Annotated in this window: 12 protein-coding genes and 1 pseudogene; 9 read left to right on the top strand and 4 right to left on the bottom strand. The window is 33.5% G+C overall.

The window, feature by feature from the left end; translation table 11 throughout:
- Nucleotides 1-34: 34 nt before the first annotated feature.
- The 7 genes and pseudogenes from C7Y47_RS04445 to C7Y47_RS04415 all read left to right on the top strand — a co-directional run bounded on the left by C7Y47_RS04445 (nucleotide 35) and on the right by C7Y47_RS04415 (nucleotide 5,799).
- Nucleotides 35-424 carry a GntR family transcriptional regulator gene (locus C7Y47_RS04445; RefSeq protein WP_142507663.1) on the top strand — a complete coding sequence of 130 codons (390 nt, stop codon included), beginning with the start codon at nucleotides 35-37 and terminating at the stop codon, nucleotides 422-424.
- Nucleotides 421-1,110 (top strand): ABC transporter ATP-binding protein, encoded by a 690-nt coding sequence (locus C7Y47_RS04440; RefSeq protein ID WP_142507662.1) that lies wholly within the window; start codon nucleotides 421-423, stop codon nucleotides 1,108-1,110. Before C7Y47_RS04445 ends, C7Y47_RS04440 begins: the two co-directional genes overlap by 4 nt.
- A complete protein-coding gene (locus tag C7Y47_RS04435; RefSeq protein ID WP_142507661.1) occupies nucleotides 1,107-1,934 on the top strand; it encodes a hypothetical protein in 828 nt (275 codons plus the stop codon). Before C7Y47_RS04440 ends, C7Y47_RS04435 begins: the two co-directional genes overlap by 4 nt.
- Before the next feature lie 12 nt (nucleotides 1,935-1,946).
- A complete protein-coding gene (locus tag C7Y47_RS04430; RefSeq protein WP_142507660.1) occupies nucleotides 1,947-3,122 on the top strand; it encodes a hypothetical protein in 1,176 nt (391 codons plus the stop codon).
- A gap of 285 nt (nucleotides 3,123-3,407) precedes the next feature.
- The gene (locus C7Y47_RS04425) at nucleotides 3,408-4,274 is read left to right on the top strand and encodes a hypothetical protein (RefSeq protein ID WP_142507659.1); all 867 of its coding nucleotides are present in this window, start codon (nucleotides 3,408-3,410) and stop codon (nucleotides 4,272-4,274) included.
- 492 nt (nucleotides 4,275-4,766) lie between these two features.
- Nucleotides 4,767-4,961: pseudogene (locus tag C7Y47_RS25415) on the top strand (DUF2087 domain-containing protein); the annotation flags it as partial.
- Between the two features lie 115 nt (nucleotides 4,962-5,076).
- A complete protein-coding gene (locus tag C7Y47_RS04415) occupies nucleotides 5,077-5,799 on the top strand; it encodes an SDR family NAD(P)-dependent oxidoreductase (RefSeq protein ID WP_142507658.1) in 723 nt (240 codons plus the stop codon).
- A gap of 245 nt (nucleotides 5,800-6,044) precedes the next feature.
- Here C7Y47_RS04415 and C7Y47_RS04410 read toward each other — a convergent pair whose 3' ends face one another.
- Nucleotides 6,045-6,773, bottom strand: coding sequence for a MerR family transcriptional regulator (locus C7Y47_RS04410; protein ID WP_142507657.1), 729 nt, complete (start codon nucleotides 6,771-6,773; stop codon nucleotides 6,045-6,047).
- A 280-nt stretch (nucleotides 6,774-7,053) separates the two neighbouring features.
- Between C7Y47_RS04410 and C7Y47_RS04405 the strand changes: the two genes are divergently transcribed.
- Entirely contained in the window at nucleotides 7,054-8,148 is a 1,095-nt protein-coding gene (locus C7Y47_RS04405; protein ID WP_142507656.1) for a DUF418 domain-containing protein, read from the top strand.
- 369 nt (nucleotides 8,149-8,517) lie between these two features.
- On the opposite strand, the gene C7Y47_RS04400 is transcribed toward C7Y47_RS04405, so the two are convergent.
- The 3 genes from C7Y47_RS04400 to C7Y47_RS04390 all read right to left on the bottom strand — a co-directional run bounded on the left by C7Y47_RS04400 (nucleotide 8,518) and on the right by C7Y47_RS04390 (nucleotide 11,578).
- Nucleotides 8,518-9,039, bottom strand: a complete 522-nt coding sequence (locus C7Y47_RS04400; RefSeq protein WP_142507655.1) for a GrpB family protein — start codon at nucleotides 9,037-9,039, stop codon at nucleotides 8,518-8,520.
- A 212-nt stretch (nucleotides 9,040-9,251) separates the two neighbouring features.
- Nucleotides 9,252-10,334: a helix-turn-helix transcriptional regulator gene (locus tag C7Y47_RS04395; protein ID WP_142507654.1), complete on the bottom strand. Its 1,083-nt coding sequence runs from the start codon at nucleotides 10,332-10,334 to the stop codon at nucleotides 9,252-9,254.
- A 305-nt stretch (nucleotides 10,335-10,639) separates the two neighbouring features.
- Entirely contained in the window at nucleotides 10,640-11,578 is a 939-nt protein-coding gene (locus C7Y47_RS04390; RefSeq protein WP_142507653.1) for a helix-turn-helix transcriptional regulator, read from the bottom strand.
- Nucleotides 11,579-11,876: 298 nt separating this feature from the next.
- On the opposite strand from C7Y47_RS04390, the gene C7Y47_RS04385 reads away from it, so the two are divergent.
- Complete coding sequence (locus tag C7Y47_RS04385; RefSeq protein WP_142507652.1) at nucleotides 11,877-12,326, top strand: VOC family protein; 450 nt, start codon at nucleotides 11,877-11,879, stop codon at nucleotides 12,324-12,326.
- Nucleotides 12,327-12,420 lie beyond the last annotated feature (94 nt).

Raw genomic sequence — 12,420 nt, 5'->3', positions numbered from 1 at the left:
ACACGAAAATATGATTTTCTAGGAGTTGAGTTAATTGACTGTAAAGTTTAATAATCGGGATCCAGTGTACGTCCAGGTTATCCGGCATTTTAAAGAACAAATCGCCAAGGGGTATTTTGAACCTGGCCAGGAGATTCCATCAAGAAGAGAGCTAGCCAACCAGCTGAAGATTAACCCAAATACTGCACAACGAGCTTATAAGGAAATGGGGGAACAAGGATTGATTTTTACTGAGGGGAATATGCCGAGCTGCATTACTAAAGATGAAGCTGTCCTTAAAAGTGTCCGTGAGGAATTGATTATCGAAGCGGTTGACTTATTTTTAGGTTCTATTAAATCCATCGATGTGCCGTTATCCGAAGTGTTGGAAATAGTTAAGAAAAAGCATGATGCTGAAAGCGGAGAATCGGAGGAATCGAAATGATCGAAGTAAAAAATGTCGTTAAAAAATACGGCAGGAAACGGGTATTAAAAGGTCTTTCCTTTACTGCTGAAAAAGGTGAAATTACTTGTTTAATCGGAATTAACGGAGTGGGGAAAACGACGATCATGAAAGCTATTATGGCGCTCACTCCGATTAATAGCGGTGAAATTTTGATCGATGGTGAAAAACTCCGAAAAGAAAGCCTTGAAAAAATTACCTTTATTCCAGATACGATTACGATGTTGCCGCAAATGAAAATTTGTGAAGCCTTTGCGTTCATGGCCGATTTTTATAAAAGCTGGGATCCAATAAGGGCAGAAGAGTTGCTAAAATTTTTTAAACTAGATCCTACAGAACGGATTGCCAATTTATCAAAGGGGAATATGGCTAAAGTCAATATGATATTAGGTTTGGCACTGAATGTGGATTACTTACTGATGGACGAGCCATTCTCGGGTATTGATATTTTTTCTCGGGAGCAGATTGCTGAAGTGTTTACAAGTCACCTAATTGAAGATCGTGGTGTGATTATCACAACCCATGAAATTAGTGATATTGAACACTTGATTGATAGGGCAGTACTTATTGATAACGGTGAAGTATTAAAGGAATTTAGCGTAGAAGAAGTGCGTGAAAAGGAAGGGAAATCAGTCGTTGATGTCATGAGAGAGGTGTATCGTGGATGAAAAACTATTTAAAACTTCTTAATTTCGAAGTAAATCGATTTTTCAAACTGTACCTAACTTTAATAGGATTGATAATTGTCAGTCAATTCATGGGGGCGATTGTCGTGTCAAAAGGATATATGAATGACGTGGATCAAGTGATGTATAAAAATCAACTATCAATGAGCCAATACACTGAAGATTACGGGTTATTTTCTTTTCATCAGTTCGTTAGTTCTGAATGGTTTCTGCTGCCAATCTTTTTTAGCATAGCTATGTTGATGATTTATGTTTTCTTTATTTGGTATCGGGACTGGTTTGGAAAAAATACATTTATTTACAGATTATTAATGTTGCCAACTGAAAGAATTACTATTTATTTCTCAAAATTAACGACAATTATGTTTTTTGTACTTGGTTTAGTTGCCTTGCAAATAGTATTAATCTCAATCGAAATACAAATTGTTAATCATATTATACCAACAGATTTACAATCGCATTTTTCCATTTATAATTTTGATAGTTTAGAAATGTTGGAATGGTTGTATCCGAATACCTTAACGGAATTTTTCCTGATTTATGGCGTCGGGCTAATCTTTGTAGCTGTTCTATTCACGGCCATTTTAATTGAACGAAGTTACGGTTTAAAAGGCATTTTTATTGCAATCGTTTATGGAATACTTTCGTTCGGAGTATTTATTGCGCCACTATTCGTAAATAGGTTATTAAATGGCTATTTTTACACACTAGAAGTCTTCCTAATGGAACTGTTAATAAGCATCATCGTATTAGTCAGTGCCATTTGGATCGCAAATCATTTGCTAAAATATAAAATCATGGTCTAAGGGGGGATCGTAATGAAAAAATATTGGAAAACGATATTGATTAGTTTAATCATCTTGACGACAATCGGTTCTTACTATATTCAACAGGCAATGGCAAAGAATGTATCTTTTAAAATTGAAACTACTAACGGAGATAAGGGAGAAATCGACAATCTTATCCTTCATGCAACTTATCAAAGTGATGAAATTTATCGTAGCTTAGATATATCAAAGGCTGGTTCGACTAATAAGAGTGAGTCTTTTATCGGAGAGTTGAAGGGACGATATTACCCTGTGATGTTTCAAAAATATATTCAAGAACACCGTAAGTTTATGCGTGGAAAAGAAGCAAACCCTAGTCAGTATTTTGAAGACGAAGACCGTTTAATTTACACGACTTTTTCGAATAAAGAGGGCAGAGGAGGTTCTTTCACTCTGCAAATCGATATACTTGATAAAAATACAAATGAAAGTTCTTCATTTGAAATCAATATGCCAGACCAAGTAAGATATGACTGGATCAATGAGAGAGATGTCTATGTAGAAAATGGGAAAATAAAAATATTAGCAACAAGCAATCTCAATAATGAGGAAGAGTTGCACTTATATACGGTTGATGAAAACAAAAAGGAATTAGAACAAGACTCAATTATTGCAAAAATAGAGTCAGACGAGGTAAGCCGCGCCAGCATCGATATATTTAATGACAATAAAAAAATACAAAATGAAAATTATTTCTTATATATGGTTGAAAAATACAAATATCTAGAAGATGGTGAGCGTGAAATTATCTCTAGCCCAATGTATTTGTATAATTATCTGAATAATGAACAGAAGGAGTGGACAATTCCGGCCGAATTAAAACCATATAAGCACTGGATCGTTCTTCAAGAAAAAGATATATTCATTCCTGTTCGTTCAACCAATGGTTTAGTACTGAACCGTTATAATATAGAGAAGAATCAGTGGGAAGAGCCTATAAACTTTATATACCCAAGCATTACTAATGCTAAAGAAAAACCTTCTTTACAAATTACAGATGGTAAACTATATTTAGTCGATCGTGTTTCGGGTGGTCATTTGTTCCTTATCGGTGATTTACGTACAGGTGAATCATTATATGAAGGTAAAATCATCATTGAAAATAAAGAAAAACTAGATACAGATTACTCACTTTATATCGAGCAAATATATAACAACATTCATTAAATTGAAGAACATACATTTTAATAAATTTGAGTAAGCAGCTTGGCAGGTATGAATTTTAAGATTCATATCTGCTGTTTTTTGTTCCTTGGGTGGATATTTGTGAAACACTAATGACAGTATGCCGATAATGATATTAGTCACTGGGTAAAGTTAAAGGCAACTTATCTTATTGAGCTAACGGAGTACAAAGACATAGGCAGCTTTTCTTATTGAAAAGCAGGATTGTTGAAAAAGGCAAGCGAACTTATAAGTTAGTTAACTAAATCGTCTAAAGAGGATTGAGAAATGGAAAAAATAAATGAAATCGTGGATTTACTCATGAATAAAGGTTTGATCAAAAATGATTGTTTAGAAGTGAAGAGGTTAAAAAGCGGCACGACGGATGGCATTATCTATACTATCCTATATAAAAATATGCCAACCTTTGTGATAAAGATAGACCATCCTAAAATAATATCTGCCACTGAGGAATTCCTGCTTGCCTATAAAAAGGTAAATTTGTTGCCGGATGTACTTTACACGGATCATAAAAAAGAATTTATTGTGTACGCTTATATACCCGGAGAAACACACTATAATCGAGGATCGAAATTGGAATGGATGAAAATTTTAACGAAAAAGTTATTCAATCATTATGAAAAGGTGGACAAAGACATTCCTTGGGGAAGAGTAAATGGGATTCATAGAAGCTCCTGGTCAGACTTTAATCAGAGTAGTTTCGAGTCTTCTAAAATGAATATAGGTAAGCTCTTGCCGAGTGAGGACCATAAAAGAGTAGAGTTATTGGTAAATAAATTAAAAACCTATCATCATCAAGAGAAGAAGTATTACCTACACGGAGATACTGGTGTCCATAACTTTGTTTATTCTTGTAATCAGTTAAAAGGAGTTATTGACCCTTCACCTTTAATCGGTCCCAAAATTTACGATTTTACCTATGCGTTTTGTTCTTCACCAGATAGTCTTGATTTACATACACTTTTATCATCGTTTTCCTTGTGGAACGGCAATGCATCCTTGACGAAGGAACGACTGTTGAATGAAGTTGTTTTTCAATTATATACACGTATTGGCGTGTGTATAAAAGTTCATCCTCACGATCTTAATGGTTATTTGGAAGCCTGGGAGGAATGGAGGAAGTATCTTCCTTAGCACTTACAGTGACAAATGCTTGCGAATATGTGGGGGAAATTTAAAAAAGAAAAGCCAACGTTTTGAAGAAACATTATTCAAAACGTTGGATTTTTATATCCAGTGAAATCAGGAATTGTTTTGATTGTATTGTCCAAATGATTTCTTCTCTTTTAGATAAACCAACGCCATATCGAGAATGAACACATCTCTGTATTTGAAGCGTTACTTAAGCTATTTGCAACAGGGGCACAAGATAAGGAAATTGTTAATAGCACTTTTGCAAATAGCATTTCAACAATTCGACAGCATCGATTTAAATTGAAAGAAAAAGAAAAACAAGCAAAAGTTTTTCTGGCAATTATGCAGGCTTTAGAAACAACAAAAGTAAATGAGTCAATTCATAAGGGGGCAACATAGGTGGATGAGCGTTATGCGATTACAGAAGACGAGAAAGATAAAGTACTAGCGACGTATTTTAAATATGGCTTCGATTGAAAGTTTTCAAGTAAAGAAAAACGAAAAATTATTTTACGGCAATACATTGTAACGAAGTTTGAGGTAGGGCGTAAATATAACGAAAAAGAAATAAATTCAATTTTAAAGCCTATTTATAGTGATTACGTATCAATAAGAAGATACTTAATTGCATATGGTTTCTTAGATCGAAGTGATGATTGCACAACGTATTGGGTGAAAGAAGTTTAAAATGGATGGGCGTCGATACTTTTTAGCACCTTAATATTTCCATAAATCACATTAGTTGTTACTAATTTTTGTTTTAACTATACTTACGTTGTAGTCATATAGAAGGGGTGATTGGATGAGTAAGAACTTTATAATATTTGGAGCAAGCCAAGGATTAGGTGATGCATTTGTAAAGGGGTTACCTACAAAAGGGGATACAGTTTGGGTGGTGTCTCGAACACGACCAAGTAGTTTAGATATAAATGATGGCGTCATTCGTAAATGGCTGGCTATTGATTTATCAAGTCAACAACATATTTCTACTTTAAAAGAAGCTTTACAAGGCGTTGCTATGGATGTATTAATTTACAATGTTGGAGTATGGGAAAAGCGTGGTTTTGAAGATGACTATACGTTTGATAAAGATGAAGTTGGGGATATTGCAAACTTAATTAATATTAATTTAACTTCCACAATTACATATATTCAGGCTCTATTACCTAATGTAAGACAGGCGGAAAACGGAAAAATAATTTTAATAGGATCGACAGTAGGCTTGGATCATACGAATAATAAACAAGTTTCCTTTGTGACATCTAAATTTGGCTTACGAGGCATTACAAATGCTTTACGCGAGCATGTGAGAGAAGATAAGATCACTGTAACGTGTATTAATCCAGGAGAACTGGCTGCCGAAGTACCTTTTGAAGAAGGGGCCGAAAAAGCAATTAAATTGTATGAAGGTACACGTATTCCTGTACAAGATATTGTAGCCATTGTCCAATGTGTGATTAATTTATCACCAGTTTCATGTGTGAAGGAAATAAATATTCCTGCTATTACAGATATGAATGTATAATTTAGGTAAAAACGGCTCGCATGTTGAACGATTCTGTTCAATATGCGAGCCGTTAACACTATAATTTATTAACCCATTTCGAGTCATTCGGAGTTCGTCTGTTCTAATTGAGTCCTGAATGATAGATACACATTTGATTGTAAATGAGTTCGAGCAAAATCCTACTGCAATAACAGCTTTCTAACCCCTTTGTTGTTTGTACTATAAATTCTAGCGTGTGGTGAATATTCAAAAAATTAAACTGATTAGATATCACTTTTTTCTGGAATTAGAACTTCTAACTCAAGAATATTACTATTAGTAAAAATGCCACTTGACAGCTCCATTGCATATATAGGGGCATTTTTCTTGTCGATAATGGATAATATTTGTTCCCCAAATTCATCATCATTTTCACCAATCATAAATAGAGAACTATATTTACCTTCATTCATAATGAAATCAGTTTTATGTTCTGTTTTTATACATATATGATATTCATCTTCTTCAAAAACATAAATAATATCATTATAAAAAAATTGCGTTGATAATTGTAATTTAAAAAAATCTTTCGCTGATAAAGTTTCCTGTGTTTTTAAAGTGATTACTTTTTCTAAATGACTTTCCTTTAAATATTTTATTGAATTTACTTTTTTGTTTGTAATATTTACATAATGGTGATCAATTGCCTTTTTAATCTTTTGTAGTTTGTTTATTTCGTCTGAAAGTTCTTTTGATTTTTCTCTTAATAAATTCAAATAATCATTTTTTTCATACGAAGTTAACATGTCTTTAATTTGTGCGATTGACAGATTTAAGTTTCTCAACATTAATATTTGAGCAAGTTGATAAATTTCCTTCAGAGAATATTTTCGATACCTATTATTATCCGTGAAGGATGGAAATAAGAGCCCTTTTTCTTCGTAATATCGTATTTGATGATGACTAATATGAAATATTTTAGCCAATTGATTTATTGTAATTGTTTCATCCATAATATCCCTCTTCTCTAGATAAATATAAACTTTAGGGCTAGCCTAATGTCAAACAATAAACCTAGGATAAAACAGTAATCATTGATAATAAGAGGAATGGAAGCATTTGTAGACATAAATTCCATGTGATAAAGCTAAATAATGGATTTGCGCTGTGTAGGTTATAACGGGCAAATGAATTGTGAGTTGGGCAAAAAAAGTCGGTTTGACATTAGGTCAACCCTATAGTTTATATTGATGATGTATTAAGCAGAGCGCTATAACATAAGGAGGAACATTTATGACCGAACAGTTACAATCTAAACGGATTGAAGGATTAGATTTTGCTCGAGCCTTGGCTATGTTTGGGATGCTGATAGTCAACTTTAAAATTATTATGGGAGCAACAGGAAGGGGCTCGGATTGGCTCATATGGTTTACTGGACTTTTCGAAGGAAGAGCATCTGCCACTTTTGTGACGCTGGCGGGTATCGGAGTTGCTTTGATGACAAGAAAAGCTAGAAATGGCGGAGACCTTTCTACTATTAAAGAAAATAGGTTGAAATTATCGAAACGTTCCGCTTTTCTTTTCATTTTAGGTTTACTTTTCTATGTGGCGGATTGGACTGGAGATATCCTCCATTATTATGGTATTTATATGCTGATTGCATCCTTTCTTATCGTAGCTTCTACAAAGCGCATGATCATCCTATCTAGTATTATTTTATTCACCTCGCAAGTCTTACAAGTGAAGATGAATTATTTGAAGGGATGGCATCCAGATCAACCATTTATGGAATACCTTGATTTTTGGACAATAGAAGGCTTTATCAGAAATCTTTTGTTTAATGGGTATCACCCAGTATTCCCGTGGGTCTGTTTCTTTTTACTTGGAATGATTCTTGGCAGACTGAATTTATCGGAGAAAGCGATAAGAAACAAAATGTTGTTTATTTCTATATTTTCTCTCATAACTATAGAGGTACTTTCACAAGTTTTAATGCGCCTATCTCTAACGATGTTGGATGTCAACAGTGCAGAATTCTTGTTTCAAACAGGGCCAATTCCACCAAACATTTTATATATCTTATCAAATTCAGCTTCTACGACAATCGTCATCGTTGCTTCTATTTATATTGTAGAAAAGTTTGCTGGGCAAAGGTTGATACAATCACTTATTCAAACAGGACAATTAACATTAACCCATTATGTAAGCCATGTATTCATCGGTGTTGGTATATTGGCATTGTTAAATAGGTTAGAAAACCAGACGTTAGCATTTTCATTAGTATTTACACTATTGTTTTTCGTAGCGAGTATTTTATTTTCTGTTTTATGGAGCAAAAAATTTAACAGAGGACCGATTGAGTGGGTGATGAGAAAAATGACAAATTAGTCAGCGGAAGTGAATGTTTGTTACATATGGGGAGATTCGAAAGCGTTCCCGTAATAAGCAGGAACGCTTCCTACAAAAGAAGCAGATTATAGCGGGATTATGTTTATATATAGAATGCGAATATCTATTTTCGACGTCATACTAAATGTTGTTTGCAGGTTAAATAATGCTCAAAATACTCGTCTCGATACGTTTTTGATTTAATTTATTAAAATTATTTTTATTTGCCCCCTAAATAGTATTTTAGAAGGCTACGGTTTTTTCATTCATTACACCCGCGTATAAAATATTGTCCGATAAATATTCAATATCCTAAATTCTTAATAGTAAAGTGAGCATTCAAGGACAGCCACTAAATGGTTATCGATATTAACGGACAGACCAATGCCATTTAATAGCCTCTTTTTCAACACTTTTGACAAAATCGTCTTTCCCGTTACAATAGCCATCAATATCATTTGGATACTGCTTGGCAAGTTGGCTCTTTATTTCTCCATACTGCCTGCAAACTTCGGGATGCTCTCGAAGGTAGTCTCTAAATGCTAAATGTCTTTCTATTTCTGCAATGTTGTTATATTGAAAAGCGTGAATTTGGTGTGTGCGATGATCGCCACCTTTACGGAAATATCTTCTTCCTGTTATCCCGAATTCGCCCTTAACTTTGTAGCCAATCTCTTGAAATTGCTTAGAAAATGACTCCAATTTATGAATATCATTGACTACTAGTAAAATATCAATAATTGGTTTTGCTTTTAAACCTGGAACTGATGTGCTTCCAATATGAAAACAATTCACCAATTCTTCTTGAAGGATCGCCCTAATTGAACGTTCCTCTTTCTGATAGTCGTTGCTCCAATTGTGGTTATGATCTACAACTTTTATAATCCTCATTTAAGACACCTCATTCTTTGTTTTTATGCCACTTGACAAATTTACGCATTATTACAAAATATAAGAAATTTGATGCATTGTCAATGATGTTGTAAGAAAATAAAGAATATTTTACTTTTCTCTAAAAAAGTAGGTGTTCGTTTTTTCATAGTGATGAAGGTTTTGAAGCAACTCTTCATCACTCTAAAGTGGAGGAAAGCAACACTCAATCTTTATTTTTGTGTTGCTTTAATTAATGCGAAATATTGAGAATCCCCTAAACCGTATTGAGGGAAAAGATGCAGTAAGTTTCGAACGATTTCACGGTGAGGAAGATGGTAATATGTTTGAATGTATTTTGTTATTTCGTTATCGCTTTGCAACAATTCTAAATACAATTTAATTCCTTGATACATAACAGGGAGCAATTCTACATAGGGCATACGGTGTTCCAATAACACTGCTTTGTATATATCATAATAGTTACCTAGTGTTATTTCGGTTTCTTTCACATCATATGTTTGCTCACTTACAGCATGATAATAAATAGTTCCTTTAAATGAAATCTGTTCTAAATAAGCTAAGATCGTTATTAAATTCATCTGACAGAACATATCTTCACCAAACCAAAGAACGATACATTGATATTTTTTTGAAAATAAGGTCTTTTCGAGTGGTGCAACTGTAATTGTTTCGTATTCCGTAAGGGAGACTTTATGGGCTGCTGCTCGAACCTGTTTGAATGAATCGCCAAAAATAGTTTTAACGGTTTCGGATACACACATAGCTTCATTAAAAGGTGCGTAATCGCTTTTTCCCATTAATTGTTGAGAACTGAATTGTTCGTACATCATTTGTCCATTTAAAATGTTCAATACTTCATAATCAAAACGATGATCCACATGCTTTTGTAAATCTTCAATTCTTAATTTTTTCGAAATATCCATATAATAACCCCTCGCTTCATTCATAGTGAGTTTTACATAAGATTGCAATGGTTTAGGACATAAACGAAAAGCATTGGGGGTCACACCGAATATTTCTTTGAAAGCACGAGAAAATGCTTCTTGCGATGAATAGCCATGCTTGATTGCTATCTCAATTATCCTTTCATCTGTGTCCCTAAGAGAGATTGATGAAAGATAGGTTTTTCTAAGGGTCATATAGCGTTTAATGCTAATGCCTGTTATTTGATGAAATTTAAAAGAACAGTAATAAGAAGAATAGCCCATTGCTTCACTTAGTTTCATTAGAGAAAACCCCTCAAACAGATGCTCTTCAATCCAATCAATCATATCTTGAATCATGTTGTTCATCATGTATCACTCCTATTTATTAATTATAGTGAAGAATGAAAAGGGGTTTTGATATTCGTTGTGTTTTTGAATGTACCGAACTGAATTCAACGATAAGGTGGAAATGATGAAATATTAAGAATTAGTGTTGCACCTATTGTTGCAATTCTAACAGCATTTAACACATTCCCGATAGTAGCGATTGTAAATTGATTAATGACAGATGATTGTAAAGCATAGCTGTTTTTTAAGAGAAAAGACTTTACGTTTTTCTCCTTTTCTTTATCTATTAAAATCATTTATACTCAGCTGGGCAACCCCAAAAATTATAATTTTTTGAAGTGATCTAAGAGGCTTTCTACTTTAGCCTGAATCATTTGTTTTAATGATTCAGGCTTTACTGAAATAATAGTTTGACCGTACCTTATAAAATAGTTAGCGATAAACTCCTCTTCTCCAGGATTATAAAATCCCTTCACGACTGTTTTATTTTCAATTTCTAATGTCATGGAAGGATAATGTTCTTTATAAAAAATATCCTTTGCTGCTGCTAAAATTTCTACCTCAAAGTCAATACTCTCCTCGGATTGATAAATTTCTAATGAACGATTAATAAGTTCATCTAAAGAAAAGCGAAAGTTCACATCCTGTTCTTCAATAAAAGTGATTCTATCACATCTGAAAACTCTATATTTTTTTGTATTGAAGTCTATTCCAGTAGCGTACCATTGACCAAACCTAGCGGAAATTTTGAAAAATTGAATATGGTAACTTTTTTGCTCGTTATTTTTCAAATAATGAATCTTACAGCTACTTTCAGTAAGAATACTTTTTAAAATTTTATCTAAAAAACGGCTAATATTATTATGCTGATTTACTTCAAATTGTAGAACTTTTTTCATTTTGTGAATTTGTTGTATTTGATTGTTAGATAGACAGTTTTCGAACTTTTCATTAAGTTTATGAACGCTTAAATGGAATGGGGTTGATTGATAAGATTCTAATGTCAGCATGGCAAAGTACAGAGCATATACTTCATCAATTGTAAAAATAATAGGGGATAACAGTCTATTTTTTAAAATACCATAACGTCCATGCCTACCATGCTCAGCAAAAATAGGCATACCTAATTGTTCTAATGAACTAATATCACGAAGAGCCGTACTTTTGGAAATATTGTATTTAGCCATTAGATCACTTAAATTAAAGTACTCATGACTGTTCAAATATCTAATCATGTCATTTAATCTTTCTGATTTTTTCATGTGAATCTCCTAATAATTTCGACGGTCATGGTGTCTGGATGTTGAATTGTACGAGCACAATTCATTCCCTTGAAAATCCGTGACATCCGCCGGAGGCTTTATCTTCATTCAGTAGGTGTTTGGAACACCTGAAAAAGGATTCATATCTGCAATCATCGCAAAATCTTTGGAAAAGTAGGAGTCTTTTACTGAATAAAGGTATCATGTTTTGACACCTTTATATCTTAAAATAAGGTCAAGGTAATATCAATTGATAAAATATTTCCTAAAATCAATATTTAAAAGGGAGATTGATACTATGAGTACAACATTAGAAGTAGCCGTTTTCTTATCCATGAACGGCAAAGCTAAGGAAGCAGTTGATTTTTACAAAAAACATTTTAATGCGCAGGAATTGTTACTCGTTACCTATGAAGACATGGCAAAACATGATAGCTCGCTGCACATTACTGAGGAGAATAAACATTATATTACGCATTCCGTCTTAACAATCGGGAAAACAAAGATAATGATGGCAGAGAATACAATGGATGTCACAGAAAAATATGTAGTAGGGAACAACACCTCATTGTGTATACAAAGTGCGGACTTAGAAGAAATCGAACATTTTTACAAGAGCTTGACGACAGATGAGAGAGTAAGAATTATTGTTCCGTTATCAAGTAATGTTTTTAGTAAAGCATATGGGATACTTGAGGACCCGTTCGGTATTCAAATACAATTAATGTTTGATGATCGATTACATTAATAAATGGTGATTCGTAGCTTCTTCTTTTTCAAGGTACGTGCAAAGAGCTGGGATGTTGTCCTAGCTTTTTTATCTACATAAAAAAAGCCACCAA

Source organism: Lysinibacillus sphaericus (assembly GCF_006864135.1).
GTDB lineage: Bacteria > Bacillota > Bacilli > Bacillales_A > Planococcaceae > Lysinibacillus.
This window is presented reverse-complemented; position numbering and strand designations above follow the sequence as displayed.